The organism is uncultured Flavonifractor sp. (assembly GCF_944383115.1).
Lineage (GTDB): Bacteria > Bacillota > Clostridia > Oscillospirales > Oscillospiraceae > Flavonifractor.
In genome coordinates this window covers 1-22,157 of record NZ_CALWOJ010000028.1, presented here as the reverse complement: position 1 = coordinate 22,157, position 22,157 = coordinate 1, and the positions used below count along the sequence as shown (strand labels likewise).

Here is a 22,157-nt window from a genome sequence, read left to right as displayed (position 1 = left end):
TTACCCATGAACAGAAGATATCGTAAGACCATCATTGCCGGCAACTGGAAGATGAACAAGACCCTCTCCGAGACCCGCGCCTTTGCTGAGGAACTCAAGCCCCTCATCGGCAAGCCCAAGTGGTGCGAGGTGGTGCTGTGCGTGCCCTCCGTGAACCTCCAGGCCGCCGTGCGCCTCTTCAAGGAGAGCCGGGTGGCCATCGGTGCCGAGACCTGCCACTATGAGTCCCACGGCGCCTTCACCGGCGAGGTTTCTCCTGAGATGCTCAAGGAGATCGGCGTGAAGTACGTCATCATCGGCCACTCCGAGCGCCGTCAGTACTACAATGAGACCGACTTCACCGTCAACAAGAAGGTCCACGCCGCCCTGGAGGCCGGCCTGTACCCCATCGTGTGCGTGGGCGAGAGCCTGGAGCAGCGTGAGCTGGGTGTCACCATGGATCTGATCTCCTACCAGGTGAAGGCCGCCCTGTCCGGCGTGCCCGCCGACAAGATGCGCCATGTGGTCATTGCCTACGAGCCCATCTGGGCCATCGGCACCGGCAAGACCGCCACCGCCGAGCAGGCCAACGAAGTCTGCGAGGCCATCCGCACTGTGATCCGCAAGCTGTACGGCGCCCGTGTGGCCCGCTCCGTCACCATCCAGTACGGCGGCTCCATGAACGCCAAGAACGCCCAGGAGCTGCTGGCTCAGCCCGACGTGGACGGCGGCCTCATCGGCGGCGCTTCCCTGAAGGCCCCCGACTTTGTGGAGATCATCAACGCTGCTAATCAGGAATAAGCCCCCGCTTTTGTGTAGAGAACAGAGGTAAACTATGAGTAAAACACCGACTACCCTCATTATCATGGACGGTTTTGGCCTGCGGGGCGACAAGACCGGCAACGCCATTGCCGCCGCCCGTACCCCCAACCTGGACAAGATCTTTGCCGAGAACCCCGGCTGCAAGCTGGCGGCCTCCGGCATGGACGTGGGCCTGCCTGAGGGGCAGATGGGCAATTCCGAGGTGGGTCACACCAACATCGGCGCGGGCCGGGTGGTGTTCCAGGATCTGCCCCGGATCACCAAGTCCATTCAGGACGGCACCTTCTTTGAGAATGAGGCCTATATTGAGGCCATGGACGACTGCAAGGAGCGGGACGGCGCGCTGCACGTCTTCGGCCTGCTGTCCGACGGCGGCGTCCACAGCCACATCACCCACATCTTCGCCCTGCTGGAGATGGCCAAGAAACGGGGACTGGATCAGGTATTCGTCCACTGTTTCCTGGACGGCCGCGACGTACCCCCCGCCTCCGGCAAGGAGTATGTGGAGCAGCTGGTAAACAAGTGCAAGGAGCTGGGCGTAGGCAAGGTGGCCACCGTTATGGGACGCTTCTACGCCATGGACCGGGATAAGCGTTGGGACCGCCTCCAGCGGGCCTATGACGCCATCACGCTGGGCGTGGGGACTGAGAATCCCGATCCGGTGGACGCCGTGCAGAAGTCCTATGACGCCGGGATCACCGACGAGTTCGTGGAGCCCGTGGTATGTACCAAGGAGGGCAAGGTGAAGGAGGGCGACTCCATCATCTTCATGAACTTCCGCCCTGACCGGGCCCGGGAGATTACCCGCTGCTTTGTGGACCCCGCCTTCACCGACGTGGAGCGGAAGAAGGGCTATTTCCCCGTCACCTACGTCTGCACCACCGAGTATGACGCCACCATGCCCAATGTGCTGATCGCCTTCCCTCACCGTGAGCTGGTCAACATCTTCGGTGAGTATATCGCCCGCCAGGGCTACACCCAGCTGCGCATCGCCGAGACCGAGAAGTACGCCCATGTGACCTTCTTCTTCAACGGCGGCGCCGAGCAGGTCTTCCCCGGTGAGGATCGGTGCCTGATCCCCTCCCCCAAGGTGGCTACCTACGACCTGCAGCCCGAGATGAGCGCCCCCGAGGTCACCGAGGAGGCCGTCAAGCGCATTGAGAGCGGCAAGTACGACGTCATCATCCTCAACTTCGCCAACTGCGACATGGTGGGTCACACCGGTGTGTTTGATGCCGCTGTGAAGGCTGTGGAAGCTGTGGACGAGGGCGTGGGCAAGGTGGTGGAGGCTACCACCAAGATGGGCGGCGTCACCCTTATCACTGCCGACCACGGCAACGCCGACCGGATGCTGGACGACGACGGGGTCACCCCCTACACCGCCCACACCACCAATCTGGTGCCCTTCTACATTGTGGGCGCCGACGTGAAGCTGCGGGACGGCCGCCTGGCCGACATCGCCCCCACCATGCTGGATCTGATGGGTCTGGAGAAACCGGCCGAAATGGACGGGGAGACGCTGATCCTCAACTAAAGCGGTACCCGGCGGACTTCCGCCGTACCAAATATTGCTTTGGCAGGCGGCATGCCTGCCCCCCACAATTCAATTCCCCTCTATGGCGGGGAATCCCCCGCCGCCAATACGAAAGGAGTTTTTTACCATGAAGCAGATCATCGAGATCGTTGACGTGCTGGGCCGTGAGATCCTGGACAGCCGCGGCAACCCCACCGTTGAGGTTGAGGTTTATCTGGAAGACGGCACCGTGGGCCGCGCTGCTGTACCCTCCGGCGCTTCCACCGGCATCTATGAGGCCTGCGAGCTGCGGGACGGCGACAAGAATCGCTACCTGGGCAAGGGCGTTCTGACCGCTGTGAAGAACGTGAACACCGAGATCGCCGAGTGCCTGGTGGGCATGAATGTCCTGGATCAGACCGCCATCGACAAGGCCCTCATTGCTCTGGACGGCACCCCCAACAAGACCAAGCTGGGCGCCAACGCCATTCTGGGCGCCTCCCTGGCCTGCGCCAAGGCCGCTGCCGAGAGCCTGGGCACCTCCCTGTACAACTACATTGGCGGCGTCAACGCCAAGGTTCTGCCCGTGCCCATGATGAACATCCTCAACGGCGGCGCTCACGCCACCAACAACGTGGAGATCCAGGAGTTCATGATCATGCCCGTGGGCGCCTGCTGCTTCCGTGAGGCCCTGCGCATGTGCGCCGAGGTGTTCCACCAGCTGAAAAAGACCCTGAAGGAGAACGGCACCCCCGCCGCCGGCGTGGGCGACGAGGGCGGCTACGCCCCCAACCTGAAGAAGGACGAGGACGCTCTGAAGGTCATCGTGAAGGCCATCGAGGAGGCCGGCTTCAAGCCCGGCGAGGACTTCATGATCGCCATCGACGCCGCTTCTTCCGAGTGGTGGAACGAGGAAGAGAAGTGCTATATCCAGCCCAAGTCCGGCAAGAAGATGACTCAGCAGCAGCTGGTCAATATGTGGAAGAAGTTCGTGGAGACCTACCCCATCATCTCCCTGGAGGACGGCATGGCCGAGACCGACTGGGAAGGCTGGGCTATGCTGACCAAGGCCATCGGCGACAAGGTGCAGCTGGTGGGCGACGACCTGTTCGTCACCAACGTCACCCGTCTGGCTACCGGCATTGAGAAGAAGGTTGCCAACTCCATCCTGATCAAGGTCAACCAGATCGGCACCCTGACCGAGACTCTGGACGCTATCCAGATGGCCAACCGCGCCGGCTACACCGCCATCGTGTCTCACCGCTCCGGCGAGACCGAGGACGCCACCATTGCCGACATCGCTGTGGCTCTGAACGCCGGCCAGATCAAGACCGGCGCTCCCAGCCGCACCGACCGCGTTGCCAAGTACAACCAGCTGCTCCGCATCGAGGAGGAGCTGGGCGATGTGGCTCAGTACCTGGGCAAGGACGCTTTCTTCAACCTGAAGTAAGTTTCGACAAGCGCAAGGGGCCGCTGCCAATGGCAGCGGCCCCGTTTTTGTATCGCCCGGCTCCTCCACCCCATCAAAGATGGGGCGGCGCTTTGCGCCGTACAAGCGTTTTGGGCTTGCCCAAAACCTTGGCGCAGGGGCAATTCATTTGCCCCGAGCAAGTAAAATCAATTTGGGCCCCCGCAGAAAGCTACAGCTTTCTGTGGGATTGCTGGGCGATGTGGCTCAGTACCTGGGCAAGGACGCTTTCTTCAACCTGAAGTAATTGGAAGCGCTGAGCCGTCGTGAGCAGCGCGGATGGACCGGAGCGAGGGCGAGAAACCGAAGGGCTGCGCAAGCAGACCTGTTTTGAGCCCGAGTCGGAGGGAAGCCGCTCGTCGCGAACAGGCGAAGCGTGACAAGAGGAGAAGCGCTGAGCGCCCGGGAGCAGGCGCACAGCGAGCCGCGGAGACAAAAAAGCAGTTTGGCCGCAGGCCAAAGGTGTTTTTTGCGCAGCGGTGAGCAGTGTGCCGTCGCGGAGGGCGCGAAGCGTGACAACAGAAGACAAGCGCAAGGGGCCGCTGCCAATGGCAGCGGCCCCTTTCTATCGTAAATATTGCGACAAGAATAGCGGGCCGATGAGGGTATCGGCTCCTACAGGAAGGGCATATAAAAGCGGCTGCCGCAGATGCGGCAGCCGCTTTTACTGTTTGACATCAGACCTCCATGATGACCGGGAGGATCATGGGGTTGCGTTTGGTCTTTTTATACAGGAAGCTGGAGACGGCGTTTTTGATCTCCGATTTGATGGCGGCCCAGTCGGTGAGACTGTCCCGCTGACAATTCTCCAGGGCGGTAATGGCCACTTTTCGCAGTTCCTCCATCAGCCCCTCCGACTCCTTCACATAGACGAAACCGCGGGTGATGATGTCGGGGCCGGACACCACAGAACCGTCCTCGCCGGACATGGAGACCACCACCACGATCATACCGTCCTCGGCCAGGTGCTTGCGGTCCCGCAGCACCACGCTGCCCACGTCGCCAACGCCGTAGCCGTCCACAAATACCCGGCCGGCGGGCACGGTACCGTTGATCTTGGCGGAGTTGGGGGTCAGTTCAATCACCTTGCCGATATCGCTGATGATGATGTTTTTGGCCGGCATACCCATCTGCTGGGCCAGCTTGGCGTGGGTTTTGAGCATCCGCTGCTCGCCGTGGACGGGAATAAAGAATTTGGGCTTGACCAGGGCGTGGATGATCTTCAGCTCCTCCTGGCAGGCATGGCCGGACACATGGAGGGCACGTTCCCGCTCGTTCACCACCTCGGCGTCCTTGCGGTAAAGCTCGTTGATCACATTGCCGATGGCATGCTCGTTGCCGGGGATGGCGGAGGCGGAGAGGATCACCCGGTCGCCGGCCTGGATATCCACCTGTCGGTGGGTGTTGAAAGCCATGCGGGTGAGGGCGGACATGGTCTCGCCCTGGCTGCCGGTGGTGATGATACAGATCTTGTTTTTGGGCAGGCTCTTGATGTGGGCCAGATCCACCAACACCCCGTCGGGAATGCTCATATAGCCCAGCTCGGTGGACACCTTCATGGCGTTCTCCATCGAGCGGCCGGTAACCGCCACCTTGCGGCCGTACCGGGCGGCTACGTCGATGATCTGCTGGATGCGATCCACATTGGAGGCAAAGGTGGTGACGATGATGCGCTGCTCGCAGCCCCGGAAGAGGGCGTCAAAAGAATCGCCCACGCTGCGCTCACTCTTGGTAAAGCCGGGACGCTCCACGTTGGTGGAGTCTGCCAGCAAAGCCAGCACACCCTCCTTGCCCAACTGCCCCAGACGGCCCAAATCCATCATACCGCCCTGAATGGGGGTGGGGTCGATCTTGAAGTCGCCGGTGTGGATGACGGTGCCTACGGCGCACTTGATGGCAAAGCCGCAGGCGTCGGCAATGGAATGGTTCACATGGATGAATTCCACCGTGAACTTGCCGGCCTTCACCGTTTCTCCCGCCTCACAGGTGATGAGCTTTGTCTTGTTGACCAGGCGGTGTTCCTCCAGCTTCAGCTTCACCAGACCGGCGGTCATCCGGGTGGCATAGATGGGCACGTTCACATCCCGCAGAAGGTAGGGGATGGAACCGATGTGATCCTCATGCCCGTGGGTCAGGAAAATGCCCCGGATGCGGTCCTTGTTCTTAATGAGGTAGGAAAAGTCGGGAATGACCACGTCGATGCCGTACATGTCGTCGTCGGGGAACCCCATGCCCACATCCACGATGATCATATCTCCGCCGTACTCATATACGGTCAGGTTCTTCCCAATCTCGTTGAGACCGCCCAGAGAAATGATTTTTAATTTTTCAGCCATAAAAGTATTGGCACGCTCCTTCATATCCATTTTAAGTAGGTTATTTCGTGGACACGACAGGGATCTGGGCGCACAAAAGAAAAGCGGTGGTATTCCGCTCTTTCCGGCCCTGCCTCGCCGGAAAAAGGGAACGGCCATGCACCGCCTGGCGCCTGTATCCAGTCTGTGTCCTTGCCTTATTCAAAGCGCAATTCTGCGCATAAAGCCAAATCAGCACTAATAGTATACCACACAACAGGGGAAAAGTATACCATTATTTTGGGGCCTGCCCCTCAGTTGCCCGGAAAGCGTGGATATGGTACAATACCGGCAACACAATGGAAGGAAGGGGGAGCATCATGGATAACGTCCAACTGCGTCCCGGCCGCTACCGGCACTTTAAGGGCAATGAGTATCAGCTGCTCTATGTGGCCCGCCACTCCGAGACCCTGGAACCTATGGTGGTTTATCAGGCCCTTTATGGGGAGCGGGGGATCTGGGTGCGGCCGGCGGCCATGTGGAATGAGACGGTGGAGCGGGACGGCTATCACGGCCCCAGATTTGTCTACATAGGAGCGTAAATCATGAATATTCAAATTTTTGGAAAGAGCAAGTGCTTTGATACCAAAAAAGCCGAGCGGTGGTTCAAGGAACGGCGTATCAAGTTCCAGGCTGTGGACCTGGGCAAGTACGGCATGAGCGCCGGGGAGCTGAAAAGCGTGGTGAACGCCGTGGGGCTGGACAACCTGATTGACCAGAAGCATCCGGACGCCGCCCTGCTCAACTACCTGGCCTACGATAACCACAAGCTGGACAAGCTGCTGGACAATCCGAAGCTGCTCAAGACCCCCATTGTCCGCAACGGCAAGCAGGCCACGGTGGGCTACTGCCCGGAGGTGTGGGAGAGCTGGAGCTAACTGTACAACCCGGCCACCGCGGATAGCTGATCACGCAGCTGCTCCACCGCCCATGCGGGCCGGAGCAGCTGCACCCCATCTCCCAGGCCGAAGAGCCAGCCCAGAAACTGAGGGCTGACCACGGCGGCGACCGTGACGGTGAAGTGGGTTTCCCCGTCGGGCACCAGAATGGCTTCCATTCCGAAGCGGTCCAGTACCACCCCCACCAGACTGTTGCGGCAGCGCAGGGTGACCTGGCCCTCCTGGCCGGAAAACATACCGAAGTGTTTTTCCGCATAAGCTGCCATATCAAACTGATCCGGTACCCCTGTCAACGGCAGGCAGGTCACCGCCAGATCGGCCATCTTGTCCACCCGGTAGTGGCGCAGCTCATTGGAGCGATGGTCATATCCCGCCAGATAGTAATTCTCATTGTCCCAGATCAGACCGGCGGGGGAGACGGTATACCGCCGTCCGTCGTGGCGAAAGACCTTTTCCTTGCGGACATTATACTCAAAGTAGAGGAAGGTCACGGTTTTCCGGTTTGCAATCGCGCTGTGGAGCTTATCAATGGTGTAATAGATGCTCTCGTTCATGGTTTTGACCCGCCGATCCACATAGACCTGCCGCTGGAGCTGGCGGGCCTGGTGGACGCTGGCCTGGGACTCCAGTTTCCGGATCAGCTGATTGCTTTTCCGCTGGGTGATGAAGCGGGAGGACTGCACCGCGTCCACCAGCAGCTTCAGCTCAGGCAGCTGGAAGGAACGCTCCCCCAAAAACCAGCCGGGCGCCCGGCCCTTCCGGCACTGCACATCCAGGCCGAACTGACGCAGGGCTTCCATGTCTGTATAGATACTCTTGCGCTCGGCCTTGATATCCCAGGCCTCCAGACGGGCAATGATCTCAGGAACGGTAAGGGTATGCTCCTCGTCGGTACACTCCCACAGAAGTTTGCACAGACACAGCAGTTTCAGCTTTTGATTGGCACTTTTCGGCATGAAAGAGACCCCCTTTTTTACCGTGCTTCTTTTCATCTTATTTGATATACTGTCCTATAAACGGTACATTTAGCATACCACAAATCATCGGGAAATGCGAGGGCATATGATGTATGTTGCAGCAACGCCCCTTTGCCCGCTGTTTGAGGCGCCGGAGGAAGGCGCCCAGCGGGTGGATGAGATCCTGTTGGGTTGGCCGGTGTCCGGGCCGGAGGAGGTGCGGGGCGACTGGTGGCGGATACGCACCCACTACGGCTATACCGGCTGGGTAAGGCGGGAGGGACTGGCCCCGGCGGCGGAACGACCCCTTGGGGAGCGGATGGTGGTGACCGCCTCCTTTGCCGACGTGCTGGCCGGGCCGGAGGTGGAGCGGCCGGTGCTGACCACCCTGCCCCGGGGCAGCCTGCCCACGGTCCGGGAGGGGCAGGCCCCGGAGGGTTGGCGGCGGGTGGAATTACCCGACGGGCGAAACGGCTATACAAAAGGTAGTTTTCTGGAGAATTATTATGGGCAGCCCGGGGATTTGCCGGAAGAACAGCTCCGGGCCAGAGTGGTGGAGCGGGCAAAAAGCTATCTGGGGGTACAGTACCGCTGGGGCGGGAAGTCCCCCCTAGGCATCGACTGCTCGGGGCTTACCTTCATGGCCTGGTTTTTCAGCGGCGTACTCCTGTATCGGGACGCCAGGATCGTACCCGGCTATCCTGCCCGTCCCATTCCGCTGGAGCAGTGCAGGCCGGCAGATCTGCTCTACTTTCCGGGCCATATCGCCCTCTACCTGGGGGAGGGCCGGTATATCCACTCCACCGCCCGGGCGGGCAGCGACGGAGTGGTCATCAACAGCCTGGACCCGGACCACCCGGACTACCGGGCGGACCTGCGGGAAAAGCTGCTGACGGCGGGCACGGTGTTTCCCCTGGGGTGAGAAAATAACAACTTCATAAAATTTTGCGCCAGCCCCTTGCCAGATGGCGGTTTCTCCTCTATACTGATTTATGTTTGTTGACATAATGCGATTGGAGAAAGGGGCGCGCCTCAGTGGCCCAGACACATCAGAAAAAACGGCGCCGCCGTACCTCGCCGGCACGGCGGGCGGCAAAGTTCCTTTATGGCGTTCTGGTGGTGATATCCGCCTTGATCGTGACGCTGTTCTGCGTGTACAAGCTGCTGGCCAAGGAGCCGGAGATGGCGGCGGAACCCACGCCGGAACCTGCCCAGCCGGGGACCAGTGCCGAGCCCACCACAGGACGGCAGCGGAGGCCCTATACCTATACCTTCCTGCTGGTGGCCAAGGATCAGGTGGGCAGCAATGCCGATACCATGATCGTGTGTACTTACGATACGGTGGAGCAGACAGTGGGCATGGTGTCTATCCCCAGAGATACCCTGGTGGAGAGCGGCAAGCTGAACGCGGTCTACCAGAAGGGGATCGAGACCCTGCGGGACACCGTTTCCGATATGCTGGGTATCCCCATCGACTTCTATGTGGGGGTCAATATGGATGGATTCAAGGAGCTGGTGGATGAATTGGGCGGCATTGAGTTCAACGTGCCCGTCCATATGGCCTACGACGATCCGGCCCAGGATCTGCACATCCACTACGAGCCGGGCCTCCAGCACCTGGACGGGCAGGATGTCCTCAACGTGGCCCGATGCCGGAAAAACTCCGACGGCCCGGGCGTCTATCCCCACAATATCTACTCGGCTTACCCGGACAATGACATCGGACGCACCAGGACCCAGCAGCAGCTTATCGCCACCATTCTGAAAAAGGCCCTGTCCAATCCCCAGAAGATCAATCGCTATATCGAGATCTTCCTGGAGTATGTGAATACCAACCTGGAGTTCGGCGAGATGCTGTGGTTTGCCCAGCCCGCCCTGGGCTTCGATTTCGAGTCCGGCATGACCAGCGCCACCCTCACCGGAAACGGCAACACCTACTACCCCGGCTGGGGGCAATACTGCTATCAGCTCTACCCCGAGGAGACGCTGGAGACCGTCAACCAGCTGATCAACCCCTACAATGAGGATCTGACCTTGGAAGATATGAATATTTTCCAATATGAGTAACGTACATGGGAGGGGCTGCTGCCAACGGCAGCGGGTCCTCCGCACAAACAGGAACCCGGTCGCGCCATATGCGCGGCCGGGTTTTCGTCTGTTTCAAGGCCTCAGCCAAGGCGTTTTTCCAGCTGAGCGGCCAGTCCGGCAAATTCCGGGATACCCAGACGCTCGCCCCGGACGGCCTCGGGCAGCCCGGCGTCGGCAATGGCCTGCCGCAGCTGATCCTTGTCCAGCCGGTCGCCGAAAGCGGCGGACAGGCCGTTGAGCAGGGTCTTGCGGCGCTGGGCGAAGGAGGCGCGCACCACCTGGAAGAACAGCTTCTCGCTGGCCAGGGTCTGCGCCGGTTGGGCGCGGGGTACCAGACGGATCACCGCCGAGGTCACCTTGGGGGCGGGCAGGAAGCACTCCGGGGGCACCTCAAAGAGGTATTCCGGCGTGGTGTAATACTGACAGAACAGGGAGAAGGCGCCGTAATCCGCGGTACCGGGCGCGGCGCAGATCCGCTTGGCCACCTCCCGCTGGATCATCACCGTGATGGAGGCAAAGCAGCCCGCCTCAATGAGGGCGGTAATGACGGGGGTGGTGATGTTGTAGGGCAGGTTGGCGCAGGCTACCGGGGTGAGGCCGGGAAACTGCTCTGCCGCCAGGGCGGCCAGATCCAGCTTCATGGCGTCTCCGGGGATGACCGTCACATTGTCGAAGGGGGAGAGGGTCTCCGCCAGGATGGGCAGCAGGTCCCGATCCAGTTCCACAGCGGCCACTTTGCCCGCCCGCTGGGCCAGCTGGACGGTGAGAGGCCCGATGCCCGGGCCGATCTCCAGCACGCCGCAGGTCTGGTCGGCGCCGGAGGAATCGGCAATATCCCGGGGTACCCAGCCCTGAATGAGGAAATTCTGGCCCATGCTCTTGGAAAAGCGAAAGCCGTGGCGGCCCAGCAGGGCCTTGATGTCGTTGCTGTTGCAGAGATCCATAATCCACCTCGTACACATACTGACACCAGTATACGGGAAAATAACATAAAATACAAGCCTACCGCCGGGGTAGCAATACAGTGAAGGTGGTACCGGCGCCGGCGGCGCTGGTTACCGTGATTTTTCCGCGGTGGGTCTCGGTGATGCTCCTGGCGATGGCCAGCCCCAATCCATAGCCCCCCTGGGAGCGATCCCGGGCGGCATCCGCCCGGTAGAACCGCTCAAACAGGTGGGGCAGGTGTTCCGGCGGGATAGGCGCGCCGGTGTTGTGGACGGTGAGGCGCAGCTTGTCCTGCTGCCGGGTGAGGGTAACCGTGACAGCGGGGGCGTCGGCGCCCGCGTACTTCACCGCGTTGTCCAGCAGGATGCGCACCAGCCGCCGCAGCTGGGCCTCGTCGCCTGTCACAGTCAGGCCGGGATCAATGCGGGATTCCAGGGCCACACCGGCCTCAAAGGCCACCGGCTCGAAGGGGAGCAGACAGCCTTGTACCAATTGGCTCAGGTCAACCTGGGTGGGATGGGTGGCCAGCCGGGCGTCGTCCGACTTGGCCAGGAAGAGCAGGTCCTCCACCAGCCCCTTCATCTGCCGGGCCTCCTCCTGGGTGTAGTCCAGCCACTTGGACTGGCTGTCCACCGTGTCCGACGGATGGGCCAGCACGATGCCGGTGTTGGCCAGAATCACGGTCAACGGTGTTTTCAGTTCATGGGAGGCGTCTGCGATAAATTGGCGCTGCTGCTTCCAGGTCTTTTCCACCGGCCGCAGGGCCAGGGAGGCCAGAAACAGGCTCACGAAGAAGAAGGCGGCCATGGCCAGCAGCCAGATGAGTAGACAGGTGAGGAAAAGGGTACGCAGGATGCTGCGCTCCCAGGACAAGTCGGCAAAGGCGATGCGGATGGTGCCGTCGGGCTTCTCCTCCATTAGAAAACGCAGGCCCAGGCTGGAGAGTACGCCGCTGTTCTGTCCTGAATCCGTGGCCTCTTGGGCGGCCTGGGCAGCGGTCTCCTCCGACACGTCCACATGGCCGCCGTCGTTGATGGACACCACCGTCCCATCTTCCACGGTGACGGAAAAGACGGGGATCATGGAAGCATTGGAGTTTCCATATCTGTCGCCCTGCTCCGGAGGTGAACCGATCTCAAACCGGGGTGGCAGCTCGTCGGCATCCCGGTTCAGCGCCATATGGAGGGCGGCGGTACCCTGTTCCGCCAGCCGCCGGGCGTTGGAGGAGAGCAGCAGGACAAAGACCACCGTCAGCACCAGCCCTACCAGCAGCAGGTTGATGAGGATAAACTTCCACCGCAGCCGCCGGATCATGAGACGGGGACCTCCAGGTAGTAGCCCACCTTGCGGACGGTGCCGATGCTCACGTTGGATTCCAGAAAGGTGAGCTTTTTCCGCAGGAAGGAGATGTACACCTCCACATTGTTATCCTCGGCCTCCGACTCCAGACCCCACACCCGGGCGATAATATCCTCCTTGGGTACCACGGCCCGGGGGTGGGCCATCAGCTGCCGCAGCACGTCAAATTCCTTGAAGCCCAGCCGCACCGACTTGTCTCCCCGCCGCAGGCAGCGGGTGGATAAGTCCAGGATGTGGACACATGGGCGTGACGCAGCCGGCTGGCCACCTCAAAGCCGTCCAGCTTTGGCAGCATCACGTCCAACACGATCACGTCATACTGGCCTGTCAGGCCGTAATCCAGCCCGTCGGCCCCGTCGTACACCACGTCGGCCTGGTAACGCTGCTCCATCATGATCTGGCCCAGAGCCTCCGCCAGCCGGCGCTCGTCTTCCACAATCAAAACTCTCATAGGTAAGATCCTTTCCTGTTTGGTGTGCGTAGTTGCTGAGCAAAGGATACCGTTCTATCCTGAAATTTATCTGAAACCATTATAAAAAACAGGAAGAAAAAAAGGATTTACAGAGTGTTAACAATTCCAGGTGCCAATCCTTCAGGCTAATTTCAGCTTGAGACACTATACTGGCCCGGAATCCGGAACAGACGGGAGGACCCACCATGGAATGTGCAGAAATCATGACCCAGGAGACCCCTCAGATCCCCCAAAAGACCCGGCGGAAGCTGCCCATCAAACGAATTGTGGCCTTGGTTGTGGCGGCTGCGGTAGTCGTAGGCGGTGCTTTTGGGATCAAGATCCTTTTCTTTCAGGGCGAGACCAGGATCGCTTTGACCGAGACCACCACCTACGGCAGCCTGTCCACAGTCATTGAAGGCACCGGAACCACCATGCCTGCCGACAGCGTTACTTATACCACGGCCTCTACAACGGAGATCACCGGGGTCTATGTATCCGCCGGCGACACGGTGGCGGCGGGCGATCTGCTCTATACCCAGGACGATTCCGAGCTGGACGAGGAAATCGAGGGCTATCAGGATGAACTGACCGAGCTGCAGAACACCCTGTCCGACGCCGGCGACCAGCTGTCCGAACTGAACCAGCGGCTGGCCGATCTGACAGTGACCGCCTCCTTCTACGGCCGGATCACCGACGTGACCGCCCGGGCGGGGGACAGTGTGGGATCGGGTACAAAACTAGCCACCCTGGTGGACGACAGCAAGATGACCCTCACCCAGTATTTCAGCTACGCCTATGAGGATCAGGTCTATGTGGGTATGAAGGCGGGGGTATCCATTGCCAGCCTCATGACTACCCTGAACGGCACGGTTACCGAGATCAAGAAGGTGGACCGGGTCACCGCCGAGGGCACCCGCTGCTTTGCGGTGACGGTGACGGTGGATAATCCGGGGGCCCTTACCGAGGGCATGACCGGCGCGGGCTATCTGCTCACCGGCAGCGGGGAGAAGCTCTACCCGGCTGTGGAGGGGACCCTGGAATACTACGCCAGCGAGGACATCACCGCGCCGGAGAGCGGCAAGCTGACGGCTGTCAACGTGGACGACTATGAGACGGTGACGGCGGGGGCTACTCTGTTTGTCATCGACGGCTCCGACCTGGAGGATCAGGTGGAGACCACCCAGCGGAGCATCACCCAGACCCAGGAGAAGATCACCCAGACCCAGGAGAAGATCTCCGAGGCGGAGGAGAAGCGCGCAGACTACCAGGTGACGGCGGAGATGGACGGCAAGATCATCATGGTGGGCGTACAGGAGGGGGAATCCCCCCGGCAGGCGGGCCAGACGGCGGTGACGCTCTATAATCTGGACGCCATGACTATCACCGCCAACATCGATGAGCTGGACATCGACAACATCACCATGGGCATGGAGGTGGACATCACCCAGTCCGGGGCGGAGAGCGACACCCATTACACCGGCACGGTGACCGCCATCAGCTATGAGGCCACCAATACCAACGGCGTGGCCTACTTCCCCATCACCATCACCATCCCCAGCGAAGGCGCCCTGTCCGCCGGCGTCAACGTGTCCTACACCATCACCGTGGGGGATGAGTCGGAGGGGGTTCTGGCCCCCATCGCCGCGCTTCAGAGTACCACGGAGGGGACCTGCCTCTTTGTGAAGGCGGATACCAAACCGGACAACGCGGTGGATCTGGAGGAGGGCGTGGTGCCCGACGGCTTCTACGCCGTGCCGGTGGAGACCGGGGTGTCCAACAGCCAGTATGTCCGCATTCTCTCTGGCGTGGAGGAGGGGGTGGAGGTATTCACCCGCTATCAGCAGGCAGCCCCCTCCGGCGGCGATACCACCAGCCAGAACGGTGAGGAGCAGGGCTTTGAGGGCATGGGCGACTTCTCCGGCGGCCGGCCCGGTGGTATGGAGCAGGGCGGAGGCATGATGCCCGGCGGCAATATGGGCGGCGGCATGGGCGGCGGCCCCAGAGGCTAGGAGGCGCGATATGAGTCTGATCCGACTGGACAACGTGTCTAAGATATATGCCCAGGGCCAGGAGAACCAGGTCAACGCCCTGGATGGGGTGACCCTGGAGATCAACCAGGGGGAATTTGTGGCCATCATCGGAACCTCCGGTTCGGGCAAGTCCACCATGATGAATATTCTGGGCTGCCTGGATGTGCCTACCGCAGGGGAGTATTACCTGGACGGGGTGCCGGTCAGCGGCTGTACCCGGCGGGAACTGGAGCAGATCCGCTCCCGGCAGATCGCCTTCATTTTTCAGGGGTATAACCTGATCCTCTCCCTCAACGTGTGGCAGAATGTAGCCCTGCCTCTGCTCTATCAGAAGGTGCCGCTGGCCCAGCGAAAACAGCGGGCCATGGAGGCCCTGGAGCAGGTGGAGATCGCCGTCAAGGCGGACAGCCGCCCCAGCCAGCTCTCCGGCGGCCAGCAGCAGCGGGTGGCCATCGCCCGGGCCATTGCCGCCCGTTCCCCCATCCTGATGGCCGACGAACCCACCGGCGCGCTGGACTCCCGGACGGAAGCCCAGGTGCTGGAACTGATGAAGGCCCTGAACCGCCAGGGTACCACCGTGATCCTCATCACCCATGATACCGGCATTGCCGCCCAGGCCCACCGCACTGTCCGGGTGATGGACGGGAAAATCGTCCACGATAGCCTGTGGGATGGGGTGCTGATGGATATAAACGCCCCTGCGATGGGGGTGACGCCGTGAACGCACTGATTATGGCCCTGGACTCTATCCGGGAGAAAAAGGGCCGCTCCTTCCTCACCATGCTGGGTATCATCATCGGCGTCACCGCCGTGCTGGTGCTGGTGGCCCTGGTTTCCGGCTATAACGCCGACATCACCGCCTACTATGAGAAGCTGGGCGTCAACAAGGTCAATGTCACTGTGACCTGGTATGATACCAGCCGCAGCGTGGATGTGATGAGCGCCTTGTACGACTACTGCGATCAGGAACTGAGCGACATGGTGGAGGAGGTGAGCCCCGACCTGTCCACCTCATTGCCCATGAAATACCGCACTACCACCCTGGACAGCAGTACCGTATATCTGGGCAGCGACGAGTACGCTGTGTGCAATAACTACACCCTGAAGAGCGGCCGGGATATCAACGCCTTTGATATTGAACAGCGCAACCGGGTATGCGTACTGGGGTCCTATGTGGCGGACAGCCTGTTCCAGTACGCCGACCCAATTGGGGAGACGGTGTATCTGGGGGGCGAGCCCTTTACCGTGGTGGGTACCTACTACCAGAAGGACGGGGGTACCGAGGGGGCCATGGACGATATGGCGGTGATTCCCTATTCCCTGGACCGGGCCATGCTCCAGACCGATTATCTCACCTCCTTTACGGTGAAGGTGGATAAGTCGGACAACATGGACGCCGTCATGGCAAACCTGGAGGTCTTTCTGGCCGACACCATCTCCTCCACCGTGGGGGAGTATGAACTGGAGAACGGCAACGCCGCCATGACCGAGTCCACCGAGGAGATGATCTCCATGAGCGTGGTGTTGGGTGGCATTGCCGGTATTGCCCTGCTGGTGGGCGGCATCGGCATCATGAACATCATGCTGGTCACCGTCACCGAGCGTACCCGGGAGATCGGCATTAAAAAGTCTATCGGCGCGCCCCGGGGGGAGATTATCGGCCAGTTTCTGGTGGAAGCCGCCATCCTCAGCGGCATGGGCGGCGTTATCGGCATTTTGTTGGGCTACGGCCTGAGCCTGATTTTGGGCAAGGCCATGTACGATTTGATCCTCTTCCCGGGCGGCCTCCTTCCCCGACGTGAGCGAAGCCGACACCGCCCTGGCGGTGGAGGTGCTGTCCGGCCTGGGCATCGTCTCCGGCGGCTCCGACGGCAACTACTACCCGGATCAGGGGCTGACCCGGGCCCAGTTCTGCAAGCTGGCGGTGCTGGCCGAGGGCCACGGGGATCAGGTAAGCGGCAGCGCCTACCGCACCCTCTTTTCCGACGTGGCGGGAAGCCACTGGGCGGCCTCCTACATCAACCTGGCCTGTGAGGAGGGCCTGGTGTCCGGCTACGGCAACGGTACCTTCGGCCCCGACGACCCGGTAACGGTGGGCCAGGCGGTGACGGTAGTGCTGCGCCTGCTGGGCTATACCACCGACCAGGTGGGACCCTTCTGGCCGGAGGACTACATGGTCCTGGGAGAGCGGTTGGGGCTATTGGAGGGGGTATCCGATGACCCGGATCACGCCCTGACCCGGGGTGAGGCGGCCCTGATGCTCTACGCCCTGCTGGGCCAGAGCGACAGCATCGGCAAGGACTACATTGACAACCTGTGCGCCTCCAAGGTGGAAAACGCCGTCCTGCTGGATGCCGACGCCCAGAGCGGCGATGGAACCGAGGGCATGGTGGAGGTGTACGCCAACCAGAACCTGTCCTGGTATGAGCCGGCGGCGGAGCTGGAGGGCCTGGCGGGCAGCCGGGGTACCCTGCTGCTGGACCAGAGCGGACGGGTGAGCGGTTTTCTGCCCGACGACACGGTGCGCTATACCCTCATCCCGGAGAGTGTCACCGCCAACCGGATCAATAGCAGTTATGCCGTCAGCAGCACCACGCCGGTGGTGGTGGGGGATACCCTGACCACCTTTGGGAACTGCTGGTACGATCTGGCCGACTGCCCCCAGCTGACCCTCTACTACAACCAGTCGGGCAATCTGGAGCTGGTGGCGGCCACAGAGAAGACGACCTATGAGGGCGTGACCCTCACGGGCTACTATGAGTCGGCCAGCCCCAACACCGCCACCCCCGACACCATCACCCTGCTGGGGATGGAGCTGGAGGTGGAGGAGAGCGCCGTCAGCAGCCTGAGCGCCTTTGCGGTGGGGGATAAGATCACCGTCACCCTGGACGGGGACGGGGCGGTGATCTCCGCCGCCGCGGGCGGGCAGACCGCCCTGTACGGGGTCCTGGGGGAGGGACAGGTGGAGCTGACCTGCGGTCTCACCGCCAAGGGTACGGTCAGCGGTTCCGCCGGTGCGGGGGACCTGGTGAAGGTCACCTCCAGCGGTGTGGGTAAGCTGTCGGTATCCCAGGTGTCCGGCGGCAGCAGCCTGGATCTCAATGTGTCGGAAAAAACCCTGGGCTCCATCCCTCTGGCAGATAACGTGCGGATTTACGAGCGGGCTGGGACCAGCGTGGTCACGGAGATCGACCTGGAGGATATTCAGATCGCCACCGTGAAGGCCTCTGACATTGATTTCTACGCCACCGACAGCAATGGCCTTGTCAGTGTGCTGCTGCTGGATGACGTGACGGGGAACGCCTACACCTATGGCCTGCTTACTATGGGCAGCAGGACGGAGGGCAGCGGCGGCATGACCTACACCAACCGTACCGTGCGCGTGGAAAACGGCGACGGTACCACCCAGGAATATATCACCGGCCAGTCCGGGCGTACCGGAGACATAGGGGGCATCGCGGTATCCTCCGAGGGAAAGGCGGTGTCCGTTGTTACCCTCAGCCAGGCGGAGGGGGTGGATCAGAGCGCCTTTGACAGCCTGGATGCGGTGGTGATCGACGGGGTACGGGTACCCATCAGCGACACCGCAGAGGGCTATAACAGCGATACCGAGCAGTGGGTCACCCTGTCCCAGGCCCGAGCCTACAGCGATACCTTTACCGTGTACTACAGCGGTACCCTGGGGGTAGACGCCGTGGTTCGGGTACTTGCAACCGAATAACAGGAAAAGAGCGTGCCGAAAACGGCCCGCTCTTTTTTATGACTCCCCTTGACAAACTGATATTTGAGTGATATTATTTTGATATCAAAAAGAGAACGGGAGGCGTTCTTATGAAAGAGAAGATTTTGACCGGCAAGAAAAAGGGTATGCCCATGCTGGTACTCATTCTGGCCCTGTATGTGCTGGCGGTGGTGGGCATCGTGTGGGCCGCCGTCCAGGATGAGACCGGCGGCATGGATGTGGCGGCAATCGTCATTTTGATCGTGAGCATCGTCTGGGCATCCCTGGGCTGGATCTTCCTGTGCGGTTTGAAGGTACTCAAGCCCCAGGAGGCCCTGGTACTCACCCTGTTCGGCAAGTATGTGGGTACTTTGAAGGGGGAGGGTTTCTACTACGTCAACCCCTTCTGCTCCGGGGTGAACCCGGCGGCCCAGACCAGGCTGAACCAGAGCGGCGACGTGGACGGCGGCAGCAAGGCGGAGAAGAAGGCGGAGGCCCAGGCGGGCGGCAAGAAGATCTCCCTCAAGATCATGACCCTGAACAACAACCGCCAGAAAATCAACGACTGCTTGGGCAACCCGGTGGAGATCGGCATCGCCGTCATGTGGCGGGTGGTGGACACCGCCAAGGCGGTGTTCGACGTGGACAACTACAAGGAGTACCTGTCCCTCCAGTGCGACAGCGCCCTGCGGAACATCGTGCGGATCTACCCCTACGACGTGGCCCCCAACGTGGACACCACCGGCGACGGCATCGCCGACGAGGGCAGCCTGCGGGGCTCCAGCGAGGTGGTGGCCTCCCGCATCAAGGATGAGATCCAGAGCAAGGTGGCCCAGGCCGGGCTGGAGATCATCGAGGCCCGCATCACCTACCTGGCCTATGCCCCCGAGATCGCCGCGGTGATGCTCCAGCGGCAGCAGGCCTCCGCCATCATCGATGCCCGGAAGATGATCGTGGACGGGGCTGTGGGCATGGTGGAGATGGCCCTGGAGCGGCTCAGCGAGAAGCAGGTGGTGGAACTGGACGAGGAGCGGAAGGCCGCCATGGTGTCCAACCTGCTGGTGGTACTTTGCGGCAACCGGGACGCCCAGCCGGTGGTCAACTCCGGCAGCCTGTACTGATATGGCGGGCGACGGTAAGAAGCAGGTGCCTCTGCGTCTGTCTCCCAAGCTGTATGCCGCCATCGCGGCCTGGGCGGAGGACGACTTCCGCTCGGTGAACGGGCAGATCGAGTATCTGCTCACCGAGTGCGTCCGGCAGCGGAAGAAAAACGGGAAATATGTGTCCGATGAGATCGACGTGCCGCCGGAACTGGATATCGAATGAAAAAGAGGACGTGCTGCCATGCAGCACGTCCTCTTTTGTTTCTCAGGCCTCAGCGGAACCCAGGCTGACCTCCGGCATCAGCTCCTTGCTGATGATGGAGAGCATCTCCTCCAGCTTGGCGCACTCGTCGGGGGTGAATCGCTCCCGCATCCGCTCGGTGACCACATGGACATAGTCGCTACTGACGTTGTAGTAGTCCTTGTACTTCTGGGTCACCTGCAGGTGGTACTCCCGCTTGTCATGCTCCGACTGGATCTTCTGAACGTAGCCCTTGCGGATGAGGCTGTTGATCTTGTAGGCCGCGTTGGGCGGGGAGATCCGCATGAAGGAGGCAAATTCGTTGATGGTGGGGGACCCCAGGGCCTGGATGGTCTCCATAGCGAAGGTCTCCACCGTAGTCAGGCTGGCCTCCCGGTTCTGGAACCGCTCGAAGATCTCCTGATAAAAGTGAAGTTTAAATTTTGTATACACGATTTCAAATTTCTCTTCCAGCATACCCCTGCCTCCGCATTTTCGGTCTTTTTTTCATTATAACAAACGGCGGAGGAGAGGGCAATCAGGAATCTTTGCCCAGGGCAAAGGTCAGCTCCGCCGTGGCCGCCACCTGCCCGTTGACGGTGGCCTTGGCCTCCCCGATGCCCACCGGCCCTTTTTGCTTGGTGAGGGTACATTCCAGCTCCAGCACGTCGCCGGGAGTGACCTGGCGGCGGAAGCGGGCGTTCTTGATGCCGCCGAAGAAGGCGATCTTGCCCCGGTTCTCCGGCAGGGAGAGTAGGGCTACCGCGCCCACCTGGGCCAGGGCCTCCAGAATGAGGACGCCGGGCATGACGTGGTACTGGGGGAAGTGGCCCTGGAAGAAGGGCTCGTTGACGCTGACGCACTTGATGCCCTTGGCCCACTTGCCCGCCTCGCCGTCCACGATGCGATCCACCAGGGCGAAGGGGTAGCGGTGGGGCAGGATCTCCGCGATCTGATTGGAATTGAGTTCCATGACTTAACCCTCCCACTTCTTGAACAGCACGCAGGCGTTGTGACCGCCAAAGCCCAGGGAGTTGGACAGGGCGTACTGGACGTCGGCATTCCGGCCCTGGTTGGGCACATAGTCCAGGTCGCAGGCCGGGTCGGGCTCCTGATAGTGGATGGTGGCGGGCAGGTAGCCCTCCTTCAGGGTGAGGGCGGAGAAGATGGCCTCCACCGCACCGGCGGCACCCAGCATATGGCCGGTCATGGACTTGGTGGAGCTGACCGCCAGCTGGTAGGCGTGGTCGCCGAACACCGTCTTGATGGCGTCGGTCTCGCCGGAGTCGTTCAGGGGGGTGGAGGTGCCGTGGGCGTTGATGTAGCCCACCTGCTCGGGGGCCACGCCGCCGTCGGCCAGAGCCTGGGCCATAGCCCGGGCGCCGCCCTCCCCGTGGGGGGCGGGGGCGGTCATGTGGTAGGCGTCGCAGGTGGCGCCGTAGCCCACCACCTCGGCGTATACCTTGGCCCCACGGGCCTTGGCGTGTTCGTACTCCTCCAGCACCAGGATGCCGGCGCCCTCGCCCATCACAAAGCCGGAACGCTGGGCGTCAAAGGGGATGGAGGCCCGGTTGGGGTCGTCCCCCACATGGAGGGCCCGCATGGTGGTGAAGCCGCCGATGGACAGGGGGGTGATGGCGGACTCGGCGCCGCCGCACAGCATCACCTCGGCATAGCCGTCCCGGATGTGGCGGAAGGCGTCGCCCACGGCGTTGGAGCCGCCGGCGCAGGCGGTGACGGGGCAGGTACACATACCCTGGAAGCCGAAGGCGATGGCAATGAGACCGGCGCCCATGTTGGCGATGGTGGAGGGGATGTAGAAGGGAGAGGCCCGGTCAAAGCCCTTCTCGGAGCAGCGGGTCTGCTCGGCCTCGGTGTTGCCGATGCCGCCGATGCCGCTGGAGACGATGACGCCGCAGCGGGTGCGGTCGATGGACTCCAGATCCAGGCCGCTGTCGGCCACCGCCTCCTTGGCGGAGGCCATAGCCAGCTGGGCGTAGCGGGCCATGTGGCGCACTTCCTTCTTGTCCAGTACGGAGGTGGGGTCCCAGTCCTTCACCTCGGCGGCCAGATGGACCTTCTGGGGGGCGGCGTCGTACTGGGTGATGGGGGCGATGCCGCACACGCCGTTACGGACGGCCTGCCAGGTGTCGGCCACGTTGTGGCCCAGGGGATTCACGGTCCCCATGCCGGTAATGACGACTCTGCGTTTTTCCATAGTTGAT

At 61.5% G+C, this 22,157-nt stretch carries 19 protein-coding genes and 2 pseudogenes; 13 read left to right on the top strand and 8 right to left on the bottom strand.

Annotated elements, in window-relative coordinates:
- Positions 1–6: 6 nt before the first annotated feature.
- The 3 genes from tpiA (at position 7) to eno (ending at position 3,764) form a co-directional block, all read left to right on the top strand.
- Entirely contained in the window at positions 7–780 is a 774-nt protein-coding gene (gene tpiA, locus Q0K43_RS04960; protein WP_297289453.1) for a triose-phosphate isomerase, read from the top strand.
- A gap of 34 nt (positions 781–814) precedes the next feature.
- Positions 815–2,335 (top strand): 2,3-bisphosphoglycerate-independent phosphoglycerate mutase, encoded by a 1,521-nt coding sequence (gpmI, locus tag Q0K43_RS04955; protein WP_297289451.1) that lies wholly within the window; start codon positions 815–817, stop codon positions 2,333–2,335.
- A 127-nt stretch (positions 2,336–2,462) separates the two neighbouring features.
- A complete protein-coding gene (gene eno / locus Q0K43_RS04950; RefSeq protein WP_297289450.1) occupies positions 2,463–3,764 on the top strand; it encodes a phosphopyruvate hydratase in 1,302 nt (433 codons plus the stop codon).
- A gap of 695 nt (positions 3,765–4,459) precedes the next feature.
- On the opposite strand, the gene Q0K43_RS04945 is transcribed toward eno, so the two are convergent.
- A complete protein-coding gene (locus Q0K43_RS04945) occupies positions 4,460–6,118 on the bottom strand; it encodes a ribonuclease J (protein WP_297289449.1) in 1,659 nt (552 codons plus the stop codon).
- A gap of 338 nt (positions 6,119–6,456) precedes the next feature.
- Here Q0K43_RS04945 and Q0K43_RS04940 point away from each other — a divergent pair, with 338 nt between their 5' ends.
- Both Q0K43_RS04940 and Q0K43_RS04935 read left to right on the top strand, forming a co-directional pair.
- Positions 6,457–6,678, top strand: coding sequence for a DUF1653 domain-containing protein (locus tag Q0K43_RS04940; RefSeq protein WP_297289448.1), 222 nt, complete (start codon positions 6,457–6,459; stop codon positions 6,676–6,678).
- 3 nt (positions 6,679–6,681) lie between these two features.
- Positions 6,682–7,014, top strand: coding sequence for an arsenate reductase family protein (locus Q0K43_RS04935; protein WP_297289447.1), 333 nt, complete (start codon positions 6,682–6,684; stop codon positions 7,012–7,014).
- Here Q0K43_RS04935 and Q0K43_RS04930 read toward each other — a convergent pair.
- Positions 7,011–7,991: a helix-turn-helix transcriptional regulator gene (locus Q0K43_RS04930; protein WP_297289446.1), complete on the bottom strand. Its 981-nt coding sequence runs from the start codon at positions 7,989–7,991 to the stop codon at positions 7,011–7,013. The genes Q0K43_RS04935 and Q0K43_RS04930 overlap by 4 nt on opposite strands.
- 106 nt (positions 7,992–8,097) lie before the next feature.
- Between Q0K43_RS04930 and Q0K43_RS04925 the strand changes: the two genes are divergently transcribed.
- Both Q0K43_RS04925 and Q0K43_RS04920 read left to right on the top strand, forming a co-directional pair.
- A complete protein-coding gene (locus Q0K43_RS04925) occupies positions 8,098–8,913 on the top strand; it encodes a C40 family peptidase (protein WP_297289445.1) in 816 nt (271 codons plus the stop codon).
- Between the two features lie 113 nt (positions 8,914–9,026).
- Positions 9,027–10,058, top strand: a complete 1,032-nt coding sequence (locus Q0K43_RS04920; protein ID WP_297289444.1) for an LCP family protein — start codon at positions 9,027–9,029, stop codon at positions 10,056–10,058.
- Positions 10,059–10,159: 101 nt separating this feature from the next.
- On the opposite strand, the gene rsmA is transcribed toward Q0K43_RS04920, so the two are convergent.
- From rsmA to Q0K43_RS04905, 3 genes and pseudogenes are all read right to left on the bottom strand, one after another.
- On the bottom strand, positions 10,160–11,023 hold the full coding sequence (gene rsmA / locus Q0K43_RS04915; protein WP_297289443.1) for a 16S rRNA (adenine(1518)-N(6)/adenine(1519)-N(6))-dimethyltransferase RsmA: 864 nt from the start codon (positions 11,021–11,023) through the stop codon (positions 10,160–10,162).
- 58 nt (positions 11,024–11,081) lie between these two features.
- Complete coding sequence (locus tag Q0K43_RS04910; RefSeq protein WP_297289442.1) at positions 11,082–12,338, bottom strand: sensor histidine kinase; 1,257 nt, start codon at positions 12,336–12,338, stop codon at positions 11,082–11,084.
- Positions 12,335–12,834: pseudogene (locus tag Q0K43_RS04905) on the bottom strand (response regulator transcription factor). The gene Q0K43_RS04910 and the pseudogene Q0K43_RS04905 overlap by 4 nt, the downstream one beginning before the upstream one ends.
- 206 nt (positions 12,835–13,040) lie before the next feature.
- On the opposite strand from Q0K43_RS04905, the gene Q0K43_RS04900 reads away from it, so the two are divergent.
- The 6 genes and pseudogenes from Q0K43_RS04900 (at position 13,041) to Q0K43_RS04875 (ending at position 19,914) form a co-directional block, all read left to right on the top strand.
- Positions 13,041–14,846: an efflux RND transporter periplasmic adaptor subunit gene (locus Q0K43_RS04900; RefSeq protein WP_297289441.1), complete on the top strand. Its 1,806-nt coding sequence runs from the start codon at positions 13,041–13,043 to the stop codon at positions 14,844–14,846.
- Positions 14,847–14,856: 10 nt separating this feature from the next.
- Entirely contained in the window at positions 14,857–15,588 is a 732-nt protein-coding gene (locus Q0K43_RS04895) for an ABC transporter ATP-binding protein (RefSeq protein ID WP_297289440.1), read from the top strand.
- An 11-nt stretch (positions 15,589–15,599) separates the two neighbouring features.
- Positions 15,600–16,565 (top strand): annotated as a pseudogene (locus tag Q0K43_RS04890) (ABC transporter permease); the annotation flags it as partial.
- Positions 16,566–16,665: 100 nt separating this feature from the next.
- On the top strand, positions 16,666–18,588 hold the full coding sequence (locus Q0K43_RS04885; protein WP_297289439.1) for an S-layer homology domain-containing protein: 1,923 nt from the start codon (positions 16,666–16,668) through the stop codon (positions 18,586–18,588).
- Positions 18,589–18,698: 110 nt separating this feature from the next.
- On the top strand, positions 18,699–19,709 hold the full coding sequence (locus Q0K43_RS04880) for an SPFH domain-containing protein (RefSeq protein WP_297289438.1): 1,011 nt from the start codon (positions 18,699–18,701) through the stop codon (positions 19,707–19,709).
- Between the two features lies 1 nt (position 19,710).
- A complete protein-coding gene (locus Q0K43_RS04875) occupies positions 19,711–19,914 on the top strand; it encodes a PTS ascorbate transporter subunit IIC (RefSeq protein WP_087189043.1) in 204 nt (67 codons plus the stop codon).
- 42 nt (positions 19,915–19,956) lie between these two features.
- Here Q0K43_RS04875 and Q0K43_RS04870 read toward each other — a convergent pair whose 3' ends face one another.
- The 3 genes from Q0K43_RS04870 to fabF all read right to left on the bottom strand — a co-directional run bounded on the left by Q0K43_RS04870 (position 19,957) and on the right by fabF (position 22,150).
- Complete coding sequence (locus tag Q0K43_RS04870; protein ID WP_297289437.1) at positions 19,957–20,409, bottom strand: MarR family transcriptional regulator; 453 nt, start codon at positions 20,407–20,409, stop codon at positions 19,957–19,959.
- 61 nt (positions 20,410–20,470) lie between these two features.
- The gene (fabZ, locus tag Q0K43_RS04865; protein WP_087331107.1) at positions 20,471–20,905 is read right to left on the bottom strand and encodes a 3-hydroxyacyl-ACP dehydratase FabZ; all 435 of its coding nucleotides are present in this window, start codon (positions 20,903–20,905) and stop codon (positions 20,471–20,473) included.
- 3 nt (positions 20,906–20,908) lie between these two features.
- Positions 20,909–22,150, bottom strand: coding sequence for a beta-ketoacyl-ACP synthase II (gene fabF, locus Q0K43_RS04860; protein WP_297289452.1), 1,242 nt, complete (start codon positions 22,148–22,150; stop codon positions 20,909–20,911).
- Positions 22,151–22,157 lie beyond the last annotated feature (7 nt).

What these genes read in the sequence shown, in the direction of transcription:
- Q0K43_RS04875 (WP_087189043.1), top strand. Translation starts at nt 19,711, where the DNA reads ATGGCGGGCGACGGTAAGAAGCAGGTGCCTCTGCGTCTGTCTCCCAAG.
- fabZ (WP_087331107.1), bottom strand. Translation starts at nt 20,905, where the DNA reads ATGGAACTCAATTCCAATCAGATCGCGGAGATCCTGCCCCACCGCTAC.
- rsmA (WP_297289443.1), bottom strand. Translation starts at nt 11,023, where the DNA reads ATGGATCTCTGCAACAGCAACGACATCAAGGCCCTGCTGGGCCGCCAC.
- eno (WP_297289450.1), top strand. Translation starts at nt 2,463, where the DNA reads ATGAAGCAGATCATCGAGATCGTTGACGTGCTGGGCCGTGAGATCCTG.
- Q0K43_RS04880 (WP_297289438.1), top strand. Translation starts at nt 18,699, where the DNA reads ATGAAAGAGAAGATTTTGACCGGCAAGAAAAAGGGTATGCCCATGCTG.
- Q0K43_RS04940 (WP_297289448.1), top strand. Translation starts at nt 6,457, where the DNA reads ATGGATAACGTCCAACTGCGTCCCGGCCGCTACCGGCACTTTAAGGGC.
- fabF (WP_297289452.1), bottom strand. Translation starts at nt 22,150, where the DNA reads ATGGAAAAACGCAGAGTCGTCATTACCGGCATGGGGACCGTGAATCCC.
- Q0K43_RS04930 (WP_297289446.1), bottom strand. Translation starts at nt 7,991, where the DNA reads ATGCCGAAAAGTGCCAATCAAAAGCTGAAACTGCTGTGTCTGTGCAAA.
- Q0K43_RS04925 (WP_297289445.1), top strand. Translation starts at nt 8,098, where the DNA reads ATGATGTATGTTGCAGCAACGCCCCTTTGCCCGCTGTTTGAGGCGCCG.
- tpiA (WP_297289453.1), top strand. Translation starts at nt 7, where the DNA reads ATGAACAGAAGATATCGTAAGACCATCATTGCCGGCAACTGGAAGATG.
- Q0K43_RS04870 (WP_297289437.1), bottom strand. Translation starts at nt 20,409, where the DNA reads ATGCTGGAAGAGAAATTTGAAATCGTGTATACAAAATTTAAACTTCAC.
- Q0K43_RS04935 (WP_297289447.1), top strand. Translation starts at nt 6,682, where the DNA reads ATGAATATTCAAATTTTTGGAAAGAGCAAGTGCTTTGATACCAAAAAA.
- Q0K43_RS04900 (WP_297289441.1), top strand. Translation starts at nt 13,041, where the DNA reads ATGGAATGTGCAGAAATCATGACCCAGGAGACCCCTCAGATCCCCCAA.
- gpmI (WP_297289451.1), top strand. Translation starts at nt 815, where the DNA reads ATGAGTAAAACACCGACTACCCTCATTATCATGGACGGTTTTGGCCTG.
- Q0K43_RS04945 (WP_297289449.1), bottom strand. Translation starts at nt 6,118, where the DNA reads ATGGCTGAAAAATTAAAAATCATTTCTCTGGGCGGTCTCAACGAGATT.
- Q0K43_RS04895 (WP_297289440.1), top strand. Translation starts at nt 14,857, where the DNA reads ATGAGTCTGATCCGACTGGACAACGTGTCTAAGATATATGCCCAGGGC.
- Q0K43_RS04910 (WP_297289442.1), bottom strand. Translation starts at nt 12,338, where the DNA reads ATGATCCGGCGGCTGCGGTGGAAGTTTATCCTCATCAACCTGCTGCTG.